21 protein-coding genes and 2 tRNA genes are annotated in these 23,541 nt (G+C 55.8%); 15 read left to right on the top strand and 8 right to left on the bottom strand.

Annotated features, from left to right (window positions below):
- Positions 1–97 precede the first annotated feature (97 nt).
- From CWM53_RS27200 to CWM53_RS27180, 5 genes are all read left to right on the top strand, one after another.
- A complete protein-coding gene (locus tag CWM53_RS27200) occupies positions 98–487 on the top strand; it encodes a RidA family protein (RefSeq protein ID WP_100730318.1) in 390 nt (129 codons plus the stop codon).
- 126 nt (positions 488–613) lie between these two features.
- Positions 614–1,573 (top strand): quinone oxidoreductase family protein, encoded by a 960-nt coding sequence (locus tag CWM53_RS27195; protein WP_008804188.1) that lies wholly within the window; start codon positions 614–616, stop codon positions 1,571–1,573.
- 398 nt (positions 1,574–1,971) lie between these two features.
- Positions 1,972–2,868 (top strand): ABC transporter substrate-binding protein, encoded by an 897-nt coding sequence (locus CWM53_RS27190; RefSeq protein WP_008804189.1) that lies wholly within the window; start codon positions 1,972–1,974, stop codon positions 2,866–2,868.
- Positions 2,865–3,803 carry an amino acid ABC transporter permease gene (locus CWM53_RS27185; protein ID WP_008804190.1) on the top strand — a complete coding sequence of 313 codons (939 nt, stop codon included), beginning with the start codon at positions 2,865–2,867 and terminating at the stop codon, positions 3,801–3,803. Before CWM53_RS27190 ends, CWM53_RS27185 begins: the two co-directional genes overlap by 4 nt.
- Entirely contained in the window at positions 3,796–4,557 is a 762-nt protein-coding gene (locus CWM53_RS27180; RefSeq protein WP_008804191.1) for an amino acid ABC transporter ATP-binding protein, read from the top strand. Before CWM53_RS27185 ends, CWM53_RS27180 begins: the two co-directional genes overlap by 8 nt.
- Here CWM53_RS27180 and CWM53_RS27175 read toward each other — a convergent pair.
- The 4 genes from CWM53_RS27175 to purB all read right to left on the bottom strand — a co-directional run bounded on the left by CWM53_RS27175 (position 4,552) and on the right by purB (position 9,163).
- Complete coding sequence (locus CWM53_RS27175) at positions 4,552–5,895, bottom strand: MmgE/PrpD family protein (RefSeq protein ID WP_100730317.1); 1,344 nt, start codon at positions 5,893–5,895, stop codon at positions 4,552–4,554. The genes CWM53_RS27180 and CWM53_RS27175 overlap by 6 nt on opposite strands.
- Before the next feature lie 167 nt (positions 5,896–6,062).
- The gene (locus CWM53_RS27170) at positions 6,063–7,247 is read right to left on the bottom strand and encodes an amidohydrolase (protein ID WP_100630761.1); all 1,185 of its coding nucleotides are present in this window, start codon (positions 7,245–7,247) and stop codon (positions 6,063–6,065) included.
- Positions 7,248–7,784, bottom strand: coding sequence for a GNAT family N-acetyltransferase (locus tag CWM53_RS27165; protein ID WP_100730316.1), 537 nt, complete (start codon positions 7,782–7,784; stop codon positions 7,248–7,250).
- Positions 7,781–9,163, bottom strand: a complete 1,383-nt coding sequence (gene purB / locus CWM53_RS27160; RefSeq protein ID WP_049156838.1) for an adenylosuccinate lyase — start codon at positions 9,161–9,163, stop codon at positions 7,781–7,783. Before purB ends, CWM53_RS27165 begins: the two co-directional genes overlap by 4 nt.
- A 365-nt stretch (positions 9,164–9,528) precedes the next feature.
- Between purB and CWM53_RS27155 the strand changes: the two genes are divergently transcribed.
- Genes CWM53_RS27155 through CWM53_RS27145 form a run of 3 tightly spaced genes read left to right on the top strand, consistent with a single transcriptional unit; the run spans position 9,529 to position 13,183 of the window.
- Positions 9,529–10,614 (top strand): iron-containing alcohol dehydrogenase family protein, encoded by a 1,086-nt coding sequence (locus CWM53_RS27155; protein WP_100730315.1) that lies wholly within the window; start codon positions 9,529–9,531, stop codon positions 10,612–10,614.
- Positions 10,615–10,618: 4 nt separating this feature from the next.
- Positions 10,619–11,950, top strand: coding sequence for an LLM class flavin-dependent oxidoreductase (locus CWM53_RS27150; protein ID WP_061154000.1), 1,332 nt, complete (start codon positions 10,619–10,621; stop codon positions 11,948–11,950).
- A gap of 21 nt (positions 11,951–11,971) precedes the next feature.
- Positions 11,972–13,183: an aminotransferase class I/II-fold pyridoxal phosphate-dependent enzyme gene (locus CWM53_RS27145; RefSeq protein ID WP_100730314.1), complete on the top strand. Its 1,212-nt coding sequence runs from the start codon at positions 11,972–11,974 to the stop codon at positions 13,181–13,183.
- A 237-nt stretch (positions 13,184–13,420) separates the two neighbouring features.
- On the opposite strand, the gene CWM53_RS27140 is transcribed toward CWM53_RS27145, so the two are convergent.
- Positions 13,421–13,496: transfer RNA gene (locus CWM53_RS27140), tRNA-Asn, on the bottom strand.
- 100 nt (positions 13,497–13,596) lie between these two features.
- Entirely contained in the window at positions 13,597–14,397 is an 801-nt protein-coding gene (mtfA, locus tag CWM53_RS27135) for a DgsA anti-repressor MtfA (RefSeq protein WP_162677286.1), read from the bottom strand.
- Positions 14,398–14,487: 90 nt separating this feature from the next.
- Between mtfA and CWM53_RS27130 the strand changes: the two genes are divergently transcribed.
- A tRNA-Ser gene (locus CWM53_RS27130) sits at positions 14,488–14,577 on the top strand.
- Between the two features lie 274 nt (positions 14,578–14,851).
- Here CWM53_RS27130 and ompC read toward each other — a convergent pair.
- A complete protein-coding gene (gene ompC / locus CWM53_RS27125; RefSeq protein ID WP_074385424.1) occupies positions 14,852–15,997 on the bottom strand; it encodes a porin OmpC in 1,146 nt (381 codons plus the stop codon).
- Positions 15,998–16,535: 538 nt separating this feature from the next.
- Between ompC and drpB the strand changes: the two genes are divergently transcribed.
- From drpB to CWM53_RS27105, 4 genes are all read left to right on the top strand, one after another.
- On the top strand, positions 16,536–16,817 hold the full coding sequence (gene drpB / locus CWM53_RS27120) for a cell division protein DrpB (RefSeq protein ID WP_061154030.1): 282 nt from the start codon (positions 16,536–16,538) through the stop codon (positions 16,815–16,817).
- Positions 16,818–16,859: 42 nt separating this feature from the next.
- Positions 16,860–17,567, top strand: a complete 708-nt coding sequence (locus tag CWM53_RS27115; RefSeq protein WP_074385425.1) for a phosphohydrolase — start codon at positions 16,860–16,862, stop codon at positions 17,565–17,567.
- 76 nt (positions 17,568–17,643) lie between these two features.
- Positions 17,644–19,044, top strand: coding sequence for a DNA cytosine methyltransferase (locus CWM53_RS27110; RefSeq protein ID WP_165784175.1), 1,401 nt, complete (start codon positions 17,644–17,646; stop codon positions 19,042–19,044).
- Positions 19,025–19,519: a very short patch repair endonuclease gene (locus tag CWM53_RS27105; protein ID WP_044649871.1), complete on the top strand. Its 495-nt coding sequence runs from the start codon at positions 19,025–19,027 to the stop codon at positions 19,517–19,519. The genes CWM53_RS27110 and CWM53_RS27105 overlap by 20 nt, the downstream gene beginning before the upstream one ends.
- On the opposite strand, the gene yedA is transcribed toward CWM53_RS27105, so the two are convergent.
- On the bottom strand, positions 19,494–20,405 hold the full coding sequence (yedA, locus tag CWM53_RS27100) for a drug/metabolite exporter YedA (protein WP_061154034.1): 912 nt from the start codon (positions 20,403–20,405) through the stop codon (positions 19,494–19,496). The two genes, CWM53_RS27105 and yedA, sit on opposite strands and share 26 nt — an antisense overlap.
- Before the next feature lie 182 nt (positions 20,406–20,587).
- Between yedA and CWM53_RS27095 the strand changes: the two genes are divergently transcribed.
- Both CWM53_RS27095 and dgcQ read left to right on the top strand, forming a co-directional pair.
- A complete protein-coding gene (locus tag CWM53_RS27095; protein ID WP_074385427.1) occupies positions 20,588–21,499 on the top strand; it encodes a DUF808 domain-containing protein in 912 nt (303 codons plus the stop codon).
- Between the two features lie 115 nt (positions 21,500–21,614).
- Complete coding sequence (dgcQ, locus tag CWM53_RS27090; RefSeq protein ID WP_074386162.1) at positions 21,615–23,294, top strand: cellulose biosynthesis regulator diguanylate cyclase DgcQ; 1,680 nt, start codon at positions 21,615–21,617, stop codon at positions 23,292–23,294.
- The last annotated feature ends 247 nt before the right edge of the window (positions 23,295–23,541 follow it).

Here is a 23,541-nt window from a genome sequence, read left to right as displayed (position 1 = left end):
TGATGGACAAAGTCGCTTGTTTATCCGCCCGATCTCGCCGCTGTAAAGTGTCTTTATATTCACCGGGCTGATTTCGCCCCACGATAAAGGTACAAACATGACTGCACGCGAAGCCGTTTTTCCCTTCGGTCGACAGACGCTCTATGAGCGCAATCGCTATTCACCGGCCATCAAATCCAATGGTTTTTTGTTCGTTTCGGGGCAGGTTGGTAGCCGCGAGGACGGCTCGCCTGAGCACGATCTGCAAGCGCAGGTCAGGCTGGCGTTCAATAATCTTAATGCTGTGCTCGCGGCGGCGGGCTGCACGTTTGGTGACGTGGTAGACGTTACCCTCTTTGTCGTCGATCCCGAGTCAAATCTCGACGCTATCTGGAGTATTCTGCCAGAATATTGGGGGGAGGCGCCTTACCCTACGTTGACCGGGATCGGCGTGACCTGGCTTTACGGATTCACGTTTGAGATAAAGGTCATTGCCAGACTGCCCTAAGCGTTATGAGTCTTTCCGCCAGTCGAAAATTCAATAGGGCAGCCTGCGCTGCCTGTGGAGGTCTATGCTGGATCGGGAGAGTTAGCCAGACGGGTGCGGATTAACGGAGGGGACAGAGGACAATTTATGAAAGCAGCGGTTTATGACGTGGCAGGCGCTCCCGGCGTCCTGAAATATGTCGATATCCCCGATCCGATCACCGGGCCTGACGATATCCTGATTGCTGTCGAGGCAATCTCCATTGAAGGAGGCGATCTGATCAACCGCCGTTCAACTCCGCCGCCGCTTCCTTCATGGGTCGTGGGCTACGCGGCCGCGGGCACAGTGGTTGCCGTCGGATCGAATGTCCGTAGCCGTAAGGTTGGGGACAGAGTCGCTGCTTTTCACCTGCAGGGATCACATGCGGAACGTTGGGCGGTACCCGCGGAACACACCTGGCTTATCCCCGATGGCGTGGAGATGCCTGAAGCGGCGGTGGTACCGATTTCTTTTGCAACCGCGCATCATTGTCTTTTCACCCGAGGCATGCTCCGACACGGAGAAACCGTCCTTATTCAGGCCGCGGCGGGTGGCGTGGGGCTCGCGGCCGTTCAGCTTGCCTCACAAGCAGGTGCAACGGTCATCGCCGTGGCAAGCGGAACGCAGCGCAGGAGTCGGTTGCTTGAACTGGGTGCCGATCATGTCGTGGATCGTGCCGAGCACAACATCGTAGACCGTGTCCGACAGTACACCCAGGGTACCGGTGTTGACCTCGTCATCGATCCGGTGGGGACGACGCTGCCTGCTTCGCTTTCTGCACTTGCCCCGGAAGGACGTCTCGTCTTCGTCGGTAATGCGGGCGGGGGGAGTCTGACTGTCGACTTGTGGTCGCCAATGCAGTCTAACCAGACACTCATGGGAGTCTTCATGGGCCCCCTTTTTGCAAGGCCTGGCGTGCGGGCCAGTGTGGACGACCTGTTGCAGGCTGTAGCAGCAGGGCGTATCAAGGTGGTCATTGACCGTATCTTCCCCCTGGCTAACGCTGCCGCGGCCCACGAATTCGCTGAGACAGCGAAACCGCTTGGCCGCGTCGTGATGAAGCCATGAGGCGCGTTTGACCAGTACGCGTGCGCCAGGCTAATGACTTGCCTCTGGTATCAAGGCGATTTACCTGACGCATAGCAGGCGTGAGCGCACGGTTAAAAATCGCAGAATATCAAAGGGAGTGGTTTAACATTCTTTTGAGCCAGCGAGTGCTGCGAGCCCACGGCGCTGACCTTGAGTTTGAATGAAAAGCGTTCTTTAGCCCGCCCCTGACTTTCCCATTTTTTCGAAATCTTTATCTCTTTTTCTCATTTGTCAGTAAAAGGCATATGCCCGCAGAATCATGTCTAAGGCAGGGCGGGTGTTGCACTATCAATGATAAAACCCCTCTGATGGCCTTGCCTCTTTTACCACACCTCTTTTGTGGTTTTTACAGGTTTTAACCAGGAAAAGGCTTCTTTATGACGTTATCTAAATTACTGCTTCCTTTGCTGATTGCCGGGAATCTCTCTTCTGCGTGGGCTGCCGGGCAGGTTGTTCCGTCTTCTACCACCTTTCATGTCACCGCTGATGAGGCGCTGAAAAGTAAGCTTCCGCCGGATATCGCCAAACGCGGATATATTGTTGCAGGCACCAATCCGAATACGCCCCCAACCACTTTTTTCCAGGAAGACAATAAAACGCTTGCCGGGCGTGAGATTGATGTGATGAATGCCGTGGCGGCAAGGCTCGGTGTGGAAGTGCGCTGGCAGGATACCGGCGGTTTCGACAATATTATTCCGGGGTTGAAATCGGGTCGCTATGACGTCGCACTATCCAATATCAACGCCACCAAAAAACGTCTCGAGCAGGTCGATTTCGTCAGTTACTACGATGCGTCGCGCCTGGGGGTCATCTCGCGTAAAGACGCCAATATTGCGCCATTTACCTCTTTTGAGGCTGTGTGCGGGCAGGAAGTGGGCGCCGGCGCGGGCACTACGCAGATTGGGCGTCTTGAAGCTGCGAGCAAAATTTGTACTGATGCGGGTAAGCCGCCGATCAAGATTGCCGTATTCCCGGATCGCCCTTCAGGCGTACAGGCCGTGGTCAGCGGTCGCGTACCGATGTTCTTCGGCCCGTATGAAGGTCTGACCTATCAGGTTAGCCAGGTCAAACCGCTGACGCTGACCGGCACTATTCATGTTGATGATGCGCCTGTCTCCGTGGCGTTCCCTAAACAGTCGGGGCTGGAAGAGGCGGTGCAGGCATCCCTGAACTCGCTGATCAAGGACGGGACTTACCAGAAAATCCTCGATAAATGGTCCATCGGTTTTGGCGCAGTCAAAGAGTCAAAACGTAATGAAGAGATTTTCGGATGAGCAGTGAAACACACGATCAGCAGCCGGAAGAACTGCGGATCATCGGTAAAAAATATATCGGGCGCTGGATAAGCGCCCTGATCGTATTGCTGATATTGCTGGCTATGGGGAACTCCATGCTCAGCAATCCGCGTTTTGAATGGTCGGTGATTGCCGAAAACTTTACCGGCCCGTCGATCATTCAGGGCGTACTGATGACATTGCAACTGACCGCTATTTCCGTGATTTTTGGCTTTGCAGGCGGCACGATCCTGGCGCTGATGCGCCTGTCATCCAATCCGGTGCTGGTCGCTGTCAGCTGGGGGTATACCTGGTTTTTCCGCGGGGTGCCGATGCTGGTTCAGTTATTTCTCTGGTACAACATTGCCGCGCTTTACCCGACTATTTCGATTTCGCTGCCGTGGGTTGGTGAGATCTGGAGCGCTTCTGCGAACTCACTGATTAGCCCGTTCAGTGCTGCCGTGATTGCATTAGTCATGCATCAGTCTGCCTATGCCGCAGAGATTATCCGCGCCGGGATCCAGAGCGTCGGTACCGGGCAAGTCGAGGCTGCACGTGCTCTGGGTTATCGCCCGGCACAAATATTCCTCCACACCATTTTGCCGCAGGCGATGCGCGCCATTCTGCCTCCGGCCGGGAATGAAGTGATCGGTCAGTTGAAAACCACAGCGGTTGTCTCGGTGATTTCATTACAGGATGTGCTGTTCTCCGCGCAGATTATTTATCAGCGCACCTATGAAGTGATCCCGCTGCTGCTGGTCGCCACGTTGTGGTACCTGCTGCTGACATCATTGCTTTCAGTGATTCAGTATTACGTTGAACGACATTTCAGCCGCAGTAGTCACCGCAAGGTAAAACGCAAAGCCGGGAAAGCGTCGGCATCCGGCGCGGTCAGTACCCCCAGTATCAGCGCAGGAGAAACCAGCCATGGGTGAAGCCATTGAATTTCGCAAAGTCACTAAGCGTTTCTCCGGTAATACCATTCTGGATGAAATCAGCCTCGATATTCCGGCCGGTTCGGTCACGGTGATCCTCGGGCCTTCCGGTTCAGGGAAATCCACCTTGCTGCGTTGTATTAATCATCTTGAAAAACTGGATGGCGGCACGATCCGTATCGGTGGCGAACTGGTGGGTTATCAGCAGAAAGGGCAGGCATTGTATGAACTGAGCAGCCGCAGAATCGCCGCGCAGCGCAGCCGTACCGGCATGGTATTTCAGCAATTTAACTTGTTTCCGCACCGCACCGTTTTGCAAAATATTACCGATGCGCCTTTGCGGGTGAAGAAGCAAAACCGTGAGCAGGTACTCAGTAAAGCCCGCGCGTTGCTCCGGCAGGTTGGGTTAGCCAGTCGTGAAGATGACTGGCCGCAGCAGCTTTCCGGCGGGCAGCAGCAGCGTGTAGCCATTGCCCGTGCGCTGGCGATGGATCCTGAAGTGATGTTGTTCGATGAACCCACTTCCGCGCTGGATCCTGAACTGGTGGGCGAAGTGTTGCAGGTGATCAAAAAGCTGGCGCACTCCGGGATAACGATGGTGATTGTCACCCACGAAATCGGCTTTGCACGAGAAGTGGCAGATAACGTCATCTTTATGGAGGGTGGCAAGATTGTGGCGTCGGGGCCAACGAAAAGTGTACTCGATGAAACGGAGAACGTCCGTGTCCGTAATTTCCTGTCGACGGTTTTATAATGACGCTGCGTTAATTTGTTTCGCAAATAACATATCAACCAGCCGCGGCAGACTGTCGCGGTTTTCCAGCCTGCTCAGCGCCACCAGCTCCACCCGCTTTGCGTCTGTGAGGTCGGGCAAACAGGCACGCAGTTTTGCCGGTAAATCAAACGGGATCGCCAGGCTTTGCTGCCGCGTGAAGCGCTGTTGCAGCACGCTGCCGTCACGCAAAAACACCGTCACCTGATGAAAACGCGCGGCCGGGTTCAGCTCGTCCGGCGGTGCGGAGAAATCCGGGCAACGCGCCACACTTTCTGCCAGCGCGGCAATATCTGTCGCCACCGGCGCCGATGAGAAATCCTCTAAACGTAGTTCTCCGCGCAGCAAACATGCCGCAATCACGTATTCCAGACTGAACCTGGCTTCAACGCCGGTGTTGGGTTTTCGCACCGACGCCGCAATATCACCGCCCGGCGGAAAAGACACTTCAATGCGTTCGATGGCTGCGATCAGTACATCCGCGCCGTTGCCCGTTTGCAGCCACTCCTGGCGGAGAGCTCGTGCGGCATCGGCGGCGCTATGCGTGCCTCCGCAGGTCGGATAGGGTTTGAATTCCAGACCGGGCGAGATAATCCGCCACGGCGCCCCCCAGTCTGAGATAAGTTTTTCCGGCTGCTGCTGACCGGCGCAATAAGTCGATAAAAAGCTGTCCAGCACGTTGTCCGGCTGGCCGTGAAAGCCTGCCAGCGTGAGCTGTGTGGCAATGACGGCGGTCTGCGCCGCCAGGCCCGCGTGCAACGGTTTGACATCACTGCCGAACTGCGCACGTAAACCCGCAGACTGCGTCGCCGCGATACCCAGAATCACTGCCGTTTGCCTTTCCGTGGCATTCACCAGCCGCGCGCAGGCAGCGGCGGCGGCAATCGTGCCGAGCGTAGCGGTATTGTGAAAACCGAGGGTGTAATGCTGAGAACCGACGGCCAGCCCGAGGCGTCCGGACATTTCCACTCCGGTCACGTACGCATCGAAAAAATGTGCGCCATTGATATCGGGTCTTTGTGAGACCAGCGCCAGAAGCGCGGGCAAAATCACCACGCTGGGGTGACCGCGAAAATCGGGATGGAAATCGTCAAAATCCAGCGCGTGCCCGACATACCCGAGCAGCAACGCGCGGGTCGGCGGATCGTCAGCGCGGTAAACCTGATGCAAACTGTTCAGTCCTGCATCGGGGAAGTTGCCGCGTAAAACCGGCAGGGTAACCGCCAAAAAATCCAGCAACCCTTCCCGTGCTGCTTCACGAGCCGCGGGGGAAGGGGACGAGCTGACGATAAGTTTCGCCAGCGATGGCGTTAATGTCATCGGTGTATTCCCCGTTTCAGGCCTGAGCGACCGGAGATAATAAATTAACGAAAGGTTCACGCTCGCAGAGCGCATGCAGTTGCACCAGCAGGGCGTCTGAAATCGGGTGCCCGTCAAGGGTCAACGATGAGAATCCATGCCTGGCAAGTCGGTGCCTGCTTGTCGATTCATGCGCTTTTATCCTTGCTGTTTATTTCCGCACTGAGAGTGCGCAGCGCTTGTACCGCCAGTTGCGACAGGTAATGTGCAGTCGGAAACAGGGCGCGATCGTCAACGCGAAATTGTGGATGGTGCAGCGCGTAAGGACCGCCGGAGCCGATCATGATGAATGCGCCGGGCAATTTTTGCTGATAGAACGCGAAGTCCTCCCCTATCGGGCTGGCTTCAACGCGACGGGCTTCAAAGCCGGAGCCTTCACCGTGCGCCAGCGCGAAATCCACCCATTTAGCCGTATTGACCACTGACGGCGGGCCGGGCTGCCAGTCGAGGCTGATGTCGGTATCAAATGCCGCAGCGATACCCGTAAGAATCTGCCGCAAACGGCGTTCGATCAGTTCCCGTGTGTCCTGATTAAAGGTGCGGACGGTGCCTTCCAGCCAGGCGGAATCCGGGATCACGTTCCAGGTACTCCCGCTGTGAACCTGTGTGATAGAAACCACCGCGTTGTGTGCGGACGGCACGTTGCGGGCGATCAGGGTTTGCAGCGCGGAAATCACCTGTCCGGCGATAATAATCGGGTCGTTGCCTTCGTGTGGACGCGCCGCGTGGCTGCCGGTACCGGAGATGGCGATCGCAAAGCGATCCACGCCGGCGGTTAATGCGCCGTCTTTGCTGCCGATAACGCCAACCGGCAAAGAGGGATCGTTATGAATGCCGAAAATGACGGCAGCGTTATCGAGCGCGCCGGTGCTAATCAGCGTCGGCGCACCGTGACCGGTTTCTTCCGCCGCCTGAAACAGAATGCGCACCGTGCCGGAAAGCGAATCTTCCTGCGCTTTCAGCAAAATCGCCGCGCCAAGTGCCGCCGAGGTGTGGAAATCGTGGCCGCAGGCGTGCATCACTCCGGGATTTTGCGAGGTGTAATCCACAGCGGATTTTTCTTCAATCGGCAGGGCATCGATATCAGAACGTAGCACCACCAGTTCGCCGGGATTGATGCCGCCAATCTCTGCCACCAGACCAGTTTTGAGCGGCAAATCTATCACGCGGATTTGATACTTCTCCAGTACCGCCCGGATACTGGCGGTGGTGTTAAATTCGTCGTTGGACAGCTCCGGATGGCGGTGCAGGTGGTGGCGAAAATCCTGAATAAACGCCGCCAGTGGCTGATGTTCCTGCGTGATATCTAACATTTAAACTCCTGTAGGTGGCTGACGTTCCAGCCAGCGGGCGTGGCTTTTTTCATCGAGAATTTTTTTCAGGTACAGCGTGATGTGTCCTTTGCCGAGGTCTCTTTCAAAGACCGGCTGAAAACCCAGTTTCAGGTACATATCGCGCAGCCACGGATGGCTGGTGGCGGTGCCGAGTGAGTAAGCCGGGGCTTTCAGTTCGCGGATCAGAATGTTGTCTTCCAGCCAGCCCAACAGTTTTTTGCCGAGGCTCTGACCGGCGTAATCTGGATGCGTGCCAAACCAGCCAATATGCGGCAGGCCCAAAGGGCCGGGCATTGCGCCCCACGGGAAGCGCAGGGTAACCGAAGCCGCCATCCGCTGGTCATCAAAGAGCGCAAACACCGCATGATCGTCGAGGTGTTGTGTCACGCGTACCAGATCGGCGGTGGCAGCATCAAACTGAATCCCGAGCGCTTTGATTGGCGCGTAGGCGGCCAGCATCAGTGTCAGATAATCGTGTTTATCATCCAGCGTCAGCCGCCTGAAATATTGTGTCATAACCCAGATCCCTCAGGAGAAGTCAGATGACCGGACTGCTCGGCAAAGCGGATGACGTCATCGACTTTTTGCGCGGCGCAGCCGGTGTAATGAGCCGGATCTAACCAGTGGTCAAGATCCCGTTCAGTAATACAGGCCGCCAGCACCGGATGCGCAAGCAGAACGGTTTTAAAAGCGTGTCGTTTTTCAAACGCCTGCATGGCGCATTCATAAACCAGATGATGCGCGGTTTGTTTACCGAGTTTTTTACCGACCTCAAACATCACTTTTTCGGACAGCAGCAGGCCGTCCTGCATTTGCAAATTCGCAAGCATGCGTGCTTTATTGACCGTCAGGCCGGAGAGAATCGACTGAGCATTTTGCAGCTGTGCAGAGAGATAAATCGAGATTTCCGGCAGGGCGATCCACTCGGCGCGCCAGCTCATCGCATCACGTTCATGCTCCACGTGCATCGACTGATAAATCAGTGATGCGCTGTGCAACAGCGGCTGTGTCAGGCTGGCAAGACCTTCGAGGGCCGCGGGATTGCGTTTGTGCGGCATGGTGGTGGAGCCGATTTTCCCGCTGCTGAACGGCTCTTCGACTTCATTAATTTCGGTGCGCATCAGGTTGTAAAGCTCGTTGCCGATTTTGCCCAGTGTGCCGCTGATCAGCACCGCCACCGAGGCGTATTCTGAAAAGCGGTCACGCGCAGCCTGCCAGCCGATATTCGGCGTACTGAGGTTCAGGCGCGCCAGTGTGCGGCGTTCTACCTCCGGACCCACTTCGCCAAGCGCAGCGTAGGTACTGATCGCGCCGCTGATATTACCGGTCAGCAGACGCGGCGTGATGGCGGCAAGACGGTCGAGATGACGGATAAACTCATCCAGCCAGACGGCGACTTTAAAGCCAAACGTGGTGGGCAACGCCTGCATACCGTGGGTGCGGCCTGTCATCAGCGTGTACTGATGCTCACGCGCCAGCGCTTTCAGCTCATTCGCCACGGCGGTGCTGTCACGGACGATCACTTTCAGAGTTTGTGCCAGCTGTAAAACGGTGGCGGTATCGATGATATCCTGCGTGGTTGCGCCGTAATGAATGTATTCCCCTGCGTCACCGCATTGCTGTTGCAATGCAGTGAGCACCGGCATCAGAGAATGTTTCATCTGCGCGCCGGAGGCGGCGATGTCCTTAATATTCAGCTGGCTGGCATTGGCCAGCTCCGCAATGCTCAGCGCGGCCTGTTGCGGGATCACACCCAGCTCACCTTCGGCCAATGCCAGCGCAACTTCGACATTGATTTGCTGTGTCAGGCGATTTTGCTCTGACCAGATTTCCCGCATTTCGGGTGTGCCAAAATTGTTGCCAAGTAAAAGAAAATCTATCGGATGTGAGGACATAATACTCTCGTCTTATATAAGGGATAATTAACGTTGTTTTAAGGTCGTCATTAAAAACACGATATCGAAATGGCGTATCAGGTATGGGAAGATGCCAGATGCGTCTGTTTTCATTGCGTTAAATTAGCCCTGTCTGACACTATCATTTCTTTGATCCAGCACAGCATGCAAGGGGTTTATAGGCTATAGCAAAAATCAATCTATGCTATTGAGAATAAGTTAATAAGGATCCCCACTTAGCACTTTGTTAATTTTTTCAATTCTCGTAGGATGCTTTTAATAACACTTGAATATATCCCATATCAAATTCCTGTTTAATTACGGGGCGTTTCTCTTTAACCAGACGACAAATACAGGGCATCGATGTGTTCGCCATAAAATCACCGCAGACCTATCATCATCAGCCCGGCCTGCTTTCACGCACCGGTGAGCTACTTGCCGTTCATTCCTCCGATGTCGCGATCATCACCAGCCCGAAAGCGTGGCGGGCGGTGAATCCGCAACTGGAAACCAGCCTGAAGGCAGCCGGTATTCGCTGGCAGATCAATTTTCTCACCACGGAATGTACCGATGCGGCTATCGAAACCCATCTGAACAGCGTGCGGGAACAAAATGCCACGCTGGTACTGGGCATTGGCGGCGGGCGGGTGCTTGATTGTACCAAAGCGGTGGCGAATCTGCTGTCCCACGTCGGGCTGGTGACCATACCGACCGTTGCCGCGACCTGTGCCGCCTGGTCGCCGGTCAGCATTATTTATAATGAGCACGGCGGGCATGTGCGCAGCCAGCCGTTGTCGCGTATGCCGCTGATGCTGCTGGTCGACACGAATGTGATTGCGCAAAACGATGTGCGTTATCTCAAAGCGGGCATCGTGGATGCGCTGGCGAAATGGTACGAATTCCGCCCGTATAAACAGAAAAACGACGACAGTCTGGCGCTGAATCTGAAAGTTCAGGCGGCAAAACTGGCGGTGGACGTCTTTGAACAATACGGCGCTCAGGCGGTGCAGGACAACGCCCGCCATGAAGTCACACCGGCGCTGATGAAAGTTATCGACGCCAATATCGCGGTGGCAGGTATGGCTAACAGCATGCGCGATGAAACCCCTGCGCCGGGCGTGGCGCACGCGATCCATAACCGTTTCACCCATCAGCCGGAATTGCATGACTGGCTGCACGGCGAGAAAGTGGGTTTCGGGTTGCTGGTGCAGTCCCTGCTGGAAAGCGATGACGGCCAGCCGGAGGTGCAGTTGCTGTCGTTGTTACGTGAATATGACGCGCCGCTGGCATTGCCGCCACTGAATGGTGACCGGGAGGCGATCATCGCGGCCATGGCCCGCGAAGTAAAATTCTCCGCCGAAAATGCCGCCCGTTTACCGTTTTCAATAGCAGCGGAAAATATCGAAAAAGCCCTGCAGAAAACCGAAACTCACTCTTATTCACAGGGATAACGCCATGACCTCTGATTCATCTTCTGCAAAAAACACCCGTCAATTGCGTCTTGGCCTGTTTGTACAGCCGCTCGGGCATCACGTCAGTGGCTGGCGCTTAACTGAAAACCTGGGTTCGCCGACCGACATCGACTGGCTGACGGGGATCGCCAAAAAAGCCGAAGAGGGCAAGTTCGATATGTTCTTCGTCGGCGATGCTCTGGCGACCAGCGTCTACCGGTTGCCGTCCACCATGGCGCGGCTTGAGCCGCTGACCTTGCTGTCGGCGCTGGCAGTGCAAACACGCCATATCGGGCTGGCCGCCACGGCTTCAACGACATTCAGCGATCCGTTTAATCTGGCACGCAGCTTTTCTTCTCTTGATCACATCAGCCACGGCCGCGCGGCGTGGAACGTAGTGACGTCGTTTTCCACTGACGTGGCGCGCAATTTCAGCCGCGATGATATGCCCACGCATGCCGAACGTTATGCCGTGGCGCATGAGTTTCTCGAGGCGACGTTCAAACTGTGGGAAGGCTGGCAGGAGGGGGCGGTGCAGCCGGACAAGGCCAGCGGCCAGTATTTCGTGAACGAGAAAATCCAGCCGGTGAATCATCAGGGCACGTATTTTCAGGTACAGGGTCCGCTGAATATCACTCGTTCGCCGCAGGGGCGTCCGGTCATTATTGAAGCCGGTTCTTCTGCTGACGGCCAGAAACTGGCGGCGGCCACGGCGGAAGTCGTGTTTACTGCGGCCGCCACGCTGGAAGAAGCGCAAACGTTTTACCGTGCGCAGAAACAGCAGGTGATAGAGGCTGGACGTAATCCAGATCACGTGCTGATTTTGCCAGGCGTAATGCCCATCGTGGGGCGCACGCTGGAAGAAGCGCATGAAACCTGGCGTGAACTGAATTCGCTGGTGGATATTGATAACGGCATCCGCCAGCTTTCCACCCGTTTTAATATGGATCTGAGTGCGTTTCCGCTCGATGGACCGGTGCCGGATGTGCCTGCTGGTGAAGGTAATCAGAGCCGAGTGAAACTGCTGACCGATCTGGCGTATCGCGAAAATCTGACCCTGCGTGAACTGGCCGCGATTGCTGCCGGTTCGCGTGGGCACCGGGTACTGGTCGGTACGGCGGACGTTATCGCCGATGATTTCCAGCACTGGCTTGAAGAAGGCGGGGCAGACGGTTTCAACATCATGCCTGCAGTGATGCCGGAACAGCTTTCGCTGTTTGTTGAGCTGGTGATCCCCGAATTGCGCCGTCGCGGGTTATTCCGTGAAGAATATGAATTCAGCACGCTGCGTGAAAACCTTGGTCTGCCTGAGCCTGACTTTAACCGCCAGTCTTAACTTTAGCGTTGGAACATTACGATGACGATTTCTTTGTCAGACCGCGTTCAGCGCGTGTCACTTTCCGCCAATGCAGCGGCGAAACAGCGCACCAATGACCTGAAAAAAGCTGGGGTGGATATTTTGGATCTCACCACCGGTGAGCCGGATTTTGATACGCCCGCTCACATTAAACAGGCGGCATACGAGGCGATTGCGGGTGGTGAAACCAAATACACGCCGACGCCGGGCATTCCAGCGCTGCGTGAGGCGGTGCGACAGAAATTGCAGCGGGAAAACCGGCTGCCATTCGCTGTTGCCGATATTATGATTGCCAACGGTGCCAAGCAGGTCATTTTCAATGCCTTTGCCGCTACGCTCAATGATGGCGACGAAGTGATTGTGCCGGTTCCGTACTGGCCGACGTTTCCGGACAGCGTGCGTTTTAATGGTGGCACACCGGTTTTGGTCGAATGTCATCTGGAACAGGGTTACAAACTGACGCCGGAACAGCTGGCCGCCAGTATTACGCCGCGCACCCGCTGGCTGGTGCTCAATCATCCAGGTAATCCGAGCGGCGCGGTATATTCCGCCGCGGAATTGCAGGCGCTGGCCGCCGTCCTGCGCGGACATCCGCAGGTGCTGGTCATGCTCGATGACTTATATGAGCACATTCTGTTTGATGGCTGTGAACACCAGAATCTGCTCAACGTGGCCCCTGATTTACAGGGGCGCAGTCTGCTGGTGGGCGGTGTATCCAAAACTTATGCGATGACCGGCTGGCGGATTGGTTTCGGTGCCGGGCCACAAGCGCTTATTGCCGCCATGACCGTGGTGCAGTCGCAAATCAGTTCCGGTGCCAGTTCGGTGAGTCAGGCGGCTGCGCTGGCAGCCTTTAACGGCGGGCTGGATTTTATTGCGCCACAGGTGGCGGCTTATCAGCAACGGCGCGATGTGATAACCGACATTCTGGCGAATATTGACGGGCTGGAGTTGCGGGTGCCGCAGGGCGGTTTCTTTGTCTTTTGCCGCTGCGCCGGATTAATCGGACGTTACCGGCCAGACGGGGCGAAAATCGAAAACGAAGCTGACGTGCTGGATTATCTGCTGGAAAGCGGCGTGTCCGGCGTTGGCGGCAGCGCATACGGCTTGTCGCCCTATTTCCGATTATCGATTGCCACAGACAACGCCACGGTAGCTGAAGCCGGACGGCGCATTGCATCGGCCTGCGCGAAACTCAGTCCCGCTGAGTAAACTTAAAAGGTTTTTCGGTAGGCTTAAAACTGCGGCGTTTGGTGTCGCAAAAGACATAGATCACCGCAAAATCGAACTGAAATGACCCCGAATATTGCCTGATGCGGAGGAAGGAATGAAAATGCATCAGGAAAATTTTTCACGCTAGCTTGTTGAATCTACATCGTATAAAGATTCGTGAAGAGGCATGAAAACCGAAAAGCAAAAAGCCTGCTCGAAAGCAGGCTTTTTTAAATTTGGCTCCTCTGACTGGACTCGAACCAGTGACATACGGATTAACAGTCCGCCGTTCTACCGACTGAACTACAGAGGAATCGTGTGAACGAGGCGCATACTACTGGCCTCGTATTTTTGTGTCAACACTAAAATTAACCTGCTGATTCAAATGGCTAAATTTAGCTCAAGGCGTTGTTTTAGTGAACAATGCGCCGATCGTCTTCATCCTGCAGGCCATTCTCACGTATCCGCTTCAGCGGATCTTGCTGGTAAAAGTGGCAAAAACGCTGCCACAGGGCGGGGAAGCGGGGCGCGAACAACTCAGGCGCGCTGAAAAAATATTCCGAGAGGACGGCAAAGCACTCCGCAGGATCGGTGGCGGCATAGGCGTCAATGCTGGCAGCGCTTTCCCCCACCAGGTCTATCTCATCCTGAATATTATTCATTGCCGCATGGAGATCGTGTTCCCAGCCAGCGACCTCGCGTAGCGGGATAAGCGGCACGCCGCTGGCCCGATCGCCATTCCTCGCATCCAGTTTATGCGCTACCTCGTGCACCACGAGGTTAAAGCCTGACGCATCAAAGGAGTCCTGAATATCCAGCCAGTTCAGCACCACAGGCCCCTGCTGCCAGCTTTGTCCTGATTGCACCACCCGCTGGTTGTGGACCAGACCAATATCATCCTCCCATTCATCATCCACGACGAACGGGGCAGGGTAGATCAGCACTTCATGGAAACCGTCCAGCCACTCTATTCCCAGCTCAAGCACCGGCAGACAAAAGAGCATGGCAATGCGTGCCTGATGCAGCGGGGTGAGCTCCAGCCCCTGGAGGGCCACCAGACGTTTTTGCTGTAAGAAACGGGCAGCCATCTGAGTAAGCTTGCGCTGCTCAGTGGGTGAAAGATGGGCTAAAACCGGAATGGCAAGCGCTTGCTCCCAGGGCATCTCTGCGTTGCCGGACTCATCATCTGCTTTCCAGGGCCATTTAAACATCATATCGCTCGCAAAGTCGTCACTTGAACACGATTACCGAAACGGGAGCTATTAAAATGCCAAAGATCCTGGCATTATAGCAACCACAACAGCGGAGAGATGCCGGAGCGGCTGAACGGACCGGTCTCGAAAACCGGAGTAGGGGCAACTCTACCGGGGGTTCAAATCCCCCTCTCTCCGCCACTTTTCTCTTTATGACCATTCCCCTTCAATCACACCGTTAGCTTCAGGTATAACGCCTGCGCTGGGGTATCGCCATCATCATCGTCCTGGTTTCAGCGTAGAGCCGCGGTTGCGCGCGTTATCCTTTTAGGACCTTATCGCCGATTTTTGCCCGAACGAGCTTAAACGCATCATAAAGAGGGAAGGTACGCCTGGAAAGCGGCAATGTCGAAAAGAGTGATCTCAACGGAGCGGGAACATAAAAAAGCCCGCTGAACGCGGGCTTTGACGGGCATCAGAACTGGTAAACCAGACCGAGGGCGACGATATCATCGGTCGCGATACCGCTGTTTTTGTAGAAGCGGTCGTCTTCATCCAGCAGGTTGATTTTGTAATCCACATAGGTGGACATATTTTTGTTGAAGTAGTAGGTCATGCCCACGTCGACATACTTGACCAGATCCTTGTCGCCGTAGCGAGAATAGGTGTAGAGATCTTTACCCTTCGACTGCAGATAGGCGATAGACGGACGCAGCGGTAAATTGTAGTCGTCGAACTGGTACTGCGCGACCACTTCGAAGTTCTGCGTTTTGTTGGCAATCCCACCAAAACTATCGTTGCCGTAGAAGGTCATGTTGCGGGTTTCAGCATACATGGCGGCCAGATAGATGTTGTTGGCGTCATATTTCGCGCCGACGGTCCAGGCATCGGCTTTATCGCCATTGGCGTAGCGCTGGCTGCTACGAGCCTCTGCCAGCTGGTTATGGGTGCGGTCAGAAGACGAATACGCTGCCCCTACGCTGATCCCCATATCGAGGTCATAGTAGCTGGAGATACCGAAACCGTCGCCATTTTCCCGCGCCAGTTTACGTTTGCCGCCGTTATTAGTGCCTTCGCCAGAATCGGCGTTTTCATTATTACCCTGATACTGCAGAGCGAAATGCAGACCGTCGACGAGGCCGAAGAAGTCGCTGTTACGGTAGGTTGCCACGCCGTTGGTACGGCCGGTCATGTAGACGTCGGTCTGGGTGTAGGTATCGCCGCCGAATTCCGGCAGCATATCGGTCCAGGATTCGATGTCGTACACTACGCCGTAGTTACGACCGTAATCCAGTGAGCCGTAGTCGGCAAACTTCAGCCCGGCGAAGCCAAGACGGGTCCAGGAGTTTGCGCCTTCTTTTTCAGTGGTATTTGCCTGAATATTGTATTCCCACTGACCGTAGCCGGTTAATTCTGAGGTAATCTGCGTTTCGCCTTTCAGGCCAAAGCGAACATAGGTCTGATCGCCATCCTCTGAAGCGTCGTCAGAGAAGTAGTGCAGGCCGTCAACTTTTCCGTAAAGGTCCAGTTTGTTGCCGTTGTTGTTATAGATTTCCGCGGCATTAACGGCATTGGCCATTAATAATGCCGGTACCATGAGTGCCAGTACTTTTCTTTTCATTATATATTCCCTTTTAATGATAATTTCTATGAATTATGACAATCCCTCCGGAATGACTATCAGATACTAACGACTAAGTTCATTTTTATTTAAAATAAAAGATGTAAATAAATAATGTAAAATATTTCAATTTATTTCTATTTGGTTCTTTATATTTTTTATGAATGGTTTTGAGTGGGGTATCATTTTGTTATATAGCAACAGGATATGACGTTATTTGATAGATTTTGTTAACTCAATGAAATGGGTTGTATGAATTAACATCAAGGCATCATTCATCACGAAAATTGCTTTTAGGCTGGGAAAAATAATCAATACATTATCAATACAATAAGCGACCTCCCGCGACGGAATAAACTTTTTGCATGGGGAGAAGAATAAATAAAGCACTTCAGCGCCCGCTCACCGGCAGCATAAGTCGCAGGTTGACGCAGAAGATGGGGATGAAACTGCTGCCTGCTGCACAGGTTGACGGTATAATGTGACGCTTGTCACGTTTTGAGTGGCGGTAGTGTGTTGTGTCACGGAGAGGAATGAGATGGAAGAGCAGGCAAAACGCAGCCCCGGAGGGAAGCTCGCGTTATGGGCGTTGTATGCTTTTTGCGGATATTGTGTCTGGGTCATTGTGCGTTACTGGTGGGTGGTCGGAAAAATTCAGAGCGTTCCCGGCGCCAGCGTGGAGGGCGATTTTGGAACCACGGCAGGTAAATGGCTTGGTGCGCTGTTGGGGATGTTAGTGCTTGCGGGCATTGGCGCGATCCTCGGGGCGGTCGTCTGGTATACCCGGCCGTCTCGCGGCGAGCAGGATCATCAGCGGTAAAGTTGCTATGCTCGAGGCTGACCTTCACATAAAGGAAAGCCTATGGACCTGGTTGACTGGCAGCAACGATTTGAGCACTGGATACTGATGCATTACGCGCAGGATGATGCCGCACACGATCTGTCCCATTTTCGTCGCGTCTGGGCCACGGCTACCCAGTTGGCCGCCGGGGAGGAAGTCGACCGACTGGTGCTCCTCACGGCCTGCTATTTTCATGACATCGTCAGCTTGCCGAAGAATCATCCGGAGCGCAGCCGTTCCTCGATGATGGCCGCCGAGAAAACCCTCGCGATCCTGCAGTCCTCTTTTGCCGATTTTCCCGTGGAGCGTTACGCGGCGGTCAGCCATGCCATCGAGGCGCACAGCTTCAGCGCGTCGATCCCCCCGCGTACGCTGGAGGCGAAAATCGTCCAGGACGCCGACCGTCTTGAGTCGCTGGGGGCGATTGGTCTGGCGCGCGTCTTTGCCGTCGCCGGCGCCCTGAATACCATCTTGTTTGATGCTGAAGATCCTTTTGCTGACCGGCGGGCGCTGGATGACCGCAGATATGCCCTTGACCATTTCCAGTGCAAACTCCTGCGCCTGCCGGAGACCATGCAGACGGCCAGAGGAAAAGAGATGGCGCAGCACAATGCCCGTTTCCTCGTCGAATTTATGGCCAAACTCAGCGCCGAGCTGCAGGGGGAGCCGCAGGCGCTGGATGAAGCGGTTTTGCGCCGCTTTGCACCGCAGGCGTCAACCGACCAGTGATTTATGGTACTCTCTGCAAAAATCGTCCGCGCTGGTTGAGGATATGCCGCAAAAGTTAATTAAGGAAAACAGGTCGTTGCCGCTGGCAGAGCAGGCCGGGGAAGAGGCTCAGGCGCTGCTGCGTCAGCTGATGACGATCTATGATGTGAAAACGCTGGTCGCCGAACTGGTAAGCGTCGGCGAACAGCACTGGAGCGCGGCGATCCTCAAACGCGTGGCGGCGCTCCCCCGCGCGGCGGGGCGTTTGCGTCCGCAGGAGATCGCCCATCTGGCGACGCTGCTGCCGGCGCCGCCAGTTCATCACCCGCATTATGCGTTCCGCTTTGTCGATCTGTTTGCCGGTATCGGCGGGATCCGCAACGGTTTTGAAGCCATCGGCGGGCAGTGCGTCTTTACCAGCGAGTGGAACAAGCACGCGGTGCGTACCTACAAGGCCAACTGGTACTGTGATCCGCAACAGCATCGTTTTAATGAAGATATCCGCGATGTCACGCTCAGCCACCGCCCCGACGTCAGCGATGACGAAGCGGCGCAGCATATCCGCGAGACTATTCCTCAGCATGATGTCTTGCTGGCCGGCTTTCCCTGCCAGCCTTTTTCACTTGCCGGCGTCTCCAAAAAAAATGCCATGGGCCGCGCGCACGGCTTTGCCTGCGAAACCCAGGGGACACTGTTTTTTGATGTGGTGAGAATCATCGCCGCACGTCAGCCGGCGATTTTTGTGCTGGAGAATGTCAAAAACCTCAAAAGCCACGATCAGGGGCGCACCTTCCGCATCATCATGCAGACGCTGGATGAGCTGGGGTATGAGGTGGCCGATGCCGGGCATACCGGGCCGGATGACCCTAAGGTCATCGACGGGCGCCATTTCTTACCACAGCACCGGGAGCGCATCGTGCTGGTGGGTTTCCGCCGCGACCTGCAGCTGCATCAAGGATTTACGCTGCGCGATATCGCTGCGCTCTATCCGGCGGTGCGGCCGACGTTTGGCGAGCTGCTGGAGCCGACGGTGGATGCCAAATTTATCCTTACGCCGGTGCTGTGGAAATATCTCTATCGTTATGCCCGCAAGCATCAGGCGCGGGGTAATGGCTTTGGTTATGGCCTGGTAGACCCCGGTAATCCCCACAGCGTGGCTCGAACGCTGTCTGCCCGCTACTATAAAGACGGTGCCGAAATTCTCGTCGATCGCGGCTGGGACCGGCCGTTGGGCGAGCAGTATTTTGACGATCCGCAGAACCAACAGCGGCGGCCTCGCCGGTTGACACCGCGCGAATGCGCCCGGCTGATGGGCTTTGAATCGCCCCAGGGTTCGCGTTTCCGCATTCCGGTGTCGGATACCCAGGCCTATCGTCAGTTCGGCAACTCGGTGGTGGTTCCGGTCTTCGCCGCGGTGGCGAAGCTCCTGGCGCCGCGTATCGCCCAGGCGGTGGCGCGTCGCGAAGCGGATGATAACGATGGCGGATGTTCACGATAAAGCCACGCGCAGTAAAAATATGCGGGCTATCGCTACGCGCGATACGGCGATTGAAAAGCGGATAGCGGCGCTGCTGACCGGGGCGGGATTCACCTTTGTCGCCCAGGATCGCGCGCTGCCGGGACGCCCCGATTTCGCCTTGCCCGACTACCGTTGCGTTATCTTTACTCACGGCTGTTTCTGGCATCACCATGACTGTTATCTGTTTAAGGTACCGGCCACCCGGACGGCGTTCTGGCTGGATAAAATCGCCGGCAACGTGGCGCGTGACGCCCGCGACCGGCAACAGCTGGCTGAGCAGGGCTGGCGGGTGCTTATCATCTGGGAATGCGCTCTGCGCGGCCGGTTGAAACTAAATGATGAAGCGCTCACCGAGCGTCTGGAAGAGTGGATCTGCGGCGCCGGGCACGACGCGCAGATCGATACGCAGGGGATCCGCGAGCTGGCGTTTACTTCGACGCCTTACAAGGAGTAGCCTCGCTGCGAGCGGGGAAGAGATATTTTCCCAGCGTCACCAGCACTACGGCGAAAATAATCACCGCCAGCGCCAACCATTCAATGAGCGACAGGCTTTCACCGCCAAACCCGGTGCCGAGCAAGACGGCCACCACCGGGTTAACGTAGGCATAGCTGGTGGCTACCGCCGGGGTGACGTTACGGATCAAAAACATATAGGCGTTGATGGCGATTAGCGAGCCAAAGATAGCCAGGTAGGCCAGGGCGGCGATCCCGGACCATGAGGGGACATGGGTTAACGTCTCACCGGTCAGCCATGACGCGACCAGCAGGACGATCCCGGCGGCGAGCATCTCGATAGCCCCCGCCATCATGCCGGTTGGCAGCTCAATCCGCGACCCGTAAACCGAACCGAACGCCCAGCTTAGCGAACCCACCAGGATCAGCAGTGCGCCCCACGGATTACCGTTTAAATTGCCACCGCTATTGAGCATCACGATACCCGCCAGGCCAATGGCAATGCCCAGCCATTCCAGTTTACGGGTGGCGATGCCGAAAAAGCGGCTGAAACACAGGGTGAACAGCGGCACGGTGGCGACCATCACCGCCGCGATCCCTGACGGAACGTGCTGATGTTCGGCGAGAGTGACGAAGCCGTTGCCGACGGCAAGCAGCAAAACCCCGATCAGCGCGGCGTTAAGCAACGGCCGGCGCGCTGGCAGCTTATGGCCGGTGGCCAGCAGCCAGCCCAGCAGTAGCACGCCGGCAGAGAGAAAGCGAATACCGGCCATCATCAGCGGCGGCCAGCTGGCGACGCCGACGGCGATGGCAAAATAGGTAGAGCCCCAAATGATATACAGCGCAAACAGCGCCCCGATAAGCGGTAACAGCTGACGGGTAGACATACTTCCTCACGACGGTGCAGAGATAGAAAGGGGACATATAGTAAACGTGAAAACTATCGTGCTGGCGAGCGCTTAATTTGCGCGAGTTTGTTAAATTTATATTGACTAATTGTACCTTGGGCACCGGCCGTTTTTTAACGCATACTCGAGGGAGACATTGATGAAAAGAGAAGGAAATTATTTTGGCAGGAAGTAGTCTTTTAACGTTACTCGATGATATCGCCACGCTACTGGATGATATTTCCGTGATGGGCAAGCTGGCGGCAAAAAAAACAGCCGGGGTATTGGGGGACGATCTGTCGCTCAATGCTCAGCAGGTGACCGGCGTGCGAGCGAATCGTGAACTGCCGGTCGTCTGGGGCGTGGCGAAAGGTTCGTTCGTTAATAAAGTGATCCTCGTGCCGCTGGCGCTATTGATCAGCGCTTTTATTCCCTGGGCGATTACGCCGCTGTTGATGCTGGGAGGCGCGTTCCTCTGTTTTGAAGGGGTGGAGAAGGTGCTTCACAGCCTGGAGGCGCGCAAGCACAAAGAGGATCCTGCGCAACGGCAGCAGCGTCTTCAGGCGCTGGCGGAACGTGACCCGCTGGCCTTTGAGCGTGACAAAGTGAAAGGGGCGATTCGCACCGATTTTATTTTGTCCGCGGAAATTGTCGCCATCACCCTCGGCATTGTGGCGGAAGCGCCGCTGCTCAATCAGATCCTGATCCTCTCCGGGATCGCGATTCTGGTCACTATCGGGGTCTATGGTCTGGTGGGCGTGATCGTTAAGCTGGACGACATGGGCTACTGGCTGGCGGAGAAACGCGCTGCGCTGGCGCAATGGCTGGGCAAAGGATTGTTAGTGGTAGCCCCCTGGCTGATGAAAGTGCTCTCCATCGTTGGGACGCTGGCGATGTTCCTTGTCGGCGGCGGAATTGTGGTTCACGGCATTGCGCCACTGCATCATGCCATTGAGCACTGGAGCGCGGGGCTGGGCGGGATATTGGCTTCCCTGCTGCCGGTCATTGCCAACCTGGTGCTGGGTTTTGTCATTGGCGCAGTGGTGCTGGCGGGCGTGAAAGTGGTGAGCAGCCTGCGCCGGTCGGTGAAGTAGTGTGGTTGCATACAGCGCGACGGCGCTGCGTCGTCTACGCTAAAAGCGCGCCCGGCATCGACAGAACCCGGGGCGCTGACATCGTCAGGTTTGCGCTACGTACTGCGAGAGAATGATGGATAAGCCACTTCGGTTGAAGATGAAAAAGCTCCGCCACCTGACTCGCCCGGCGCATGTGGTTAACGTTTGTTTTATCGTGGTGCTTTTTTTCTCCACGGTACTGATCTGGCGTGAAATCAACGTCCTGGAAGAGGCCTACGTGGCCAATCAGCGTAATAATCTGGCTAATGTCGCCCATGAAATGGATGGACTACTGCAGTTCAACATCGACCGGATGATGTTTTTTCGCCACGGCATGGAGTCTGCGCTTGAACAGCCGCTTGATATCGACGTATTGCGTAGTGCCAGCCAGCGCTATCTGAGCCAGCGTCACCAGGAGGCCTGGCGTGTGGCGCTGCCGAACCGTCGTACGCTGCCGGTGTTTGGCGTCTCGGGCAGCGTCGTCGGCAACAACCCTATGCTGCTGAAAGACGATCCGCTCGCGGCTGATGAACTGATGGCGACGCTGGAGTTGGGGTATCTGTTGAATCTGACGCAACATAACCGCGATTTCGCTGAGCGAATGCAGTATATCTCCCGCAGTGGTTTTTTCACCTCGACCCTGCCGCTGCGGGACGAGTCACAGGTGATGACCCACTATTCGCAAGCCATCGGCGCCCTCTGGTTTACCCGACAGAGCCAGCGGAATAATCCGGGGCGGGGCGTTATCTGGCAAACCTTTCCTGACGACGATCCACAGCTGGAAGAGCAGGTGGTCACCGCCTCGATACCGCTGGATTTCGCCGGCTACTGGCGCGGGGTGCTGGCGATGGACTTCTCGGTCAGTGAAATAAAAGCGTTTTTGGTCAGCGCTATGCAGGGGGGGCAGGAGGGGGAGTACCAGCTTTATGATAGCCATTTGAACCTGCTGGCCTCTTCCGCGCCGGGGAATGTTCTGACCCTATTGTCCCCCCGTGAACAAGAACTGCTCAGCCGTGCGTTTGTCCATGATAACCAGGGGGGACTGCGCTTGCTGACGCGCTATATCAGCTGGGCCAAACTGCGCAATTTTGACGGCGTGCTGCTGCGGATCCACACTCTGCGGGAAGGCGTGCGGGGCAATTTTGGTACCATCACCATCGCTCTGACCCTGATGTGGGTGCTCTTCACCTTGATGCTATTGCTCTCCTGGCTGGTGATCCGCCGCATGGTCCGCAATATGAGCGTCCTGCAAACCTCCCTCGAATGGCAGGCATGGCACGATGCCTTAACCCGTCTGCTCAATCGCGGGGCGCTGTTTGAACAGGCGATGGCGGTAGCCAGCGCCTGCCAGCGCAGTGGACGACCGCTGGCGGTGATCCAGCTCGATCTGGATCACTTCAAACGCATTAACGATCGCTATGGTCATCAGGCGGGCGACAGAGTGCTGTCGACGGTGGCCAGTACCCTTGCCAGCACCGTTCGTGAGGGCGATTTGCTGGGCCGCGTGGGTGGGGAGGAGTTTTGTGTCGTGATGCCGGATACCACGCTTCAGGAAGCGGCGGTGGTGGCAGAGCGGCTACGCCTGCGTATCCAGCGCCGGGAGGTCTTTTTGCATAACAATGTGACGCTGCGGGTCAGTGCCTCACTGGGGGTCAGTGCCAGTGAAGAGCAGGGGGAGTATCAGTTTGAAGCCTTGCAGTCGGTAGCCGATCGTCGTCTCTATCAGGCAAAGCAGAACGGCCGCAATCAGGTCTGCTTTGACAGCGAAGCGTGAGCAAAACGTTTCGCCAGAATCAGCTAAAATGAGATTTTTCTTAAAGTGTTCGACAGGGATCGCGCTATCGAATGAAACCGGTTTGCGGCGAAGCCTTCTCGCATCAGCCTTGTAGCCCTGTTCCTTGCAAAGCGCCAACATTCTCAATAATTTGCGCCATGAATATCTCTTGTCATGCAAAATAATTGAGGATAATGTTTTAACGCATCGGATTTCCCGGTGTAACGAATTTTCAAGTGCTTCTTGC

The organism is Klebsiella sp. A-Nf5 (assembly GCF_002810545.1).
GTDB lineage: Bacteria > Pseudomonadota > Gammaproteobacteria > Enterobacterales > Enterobacteriaceae > Klebsiella > Klebsiella variicola.
Note: the sequence above shows the minus strand (reverse complement) of the source record. Positions and strands in the feature narration are given on the sequence as shown.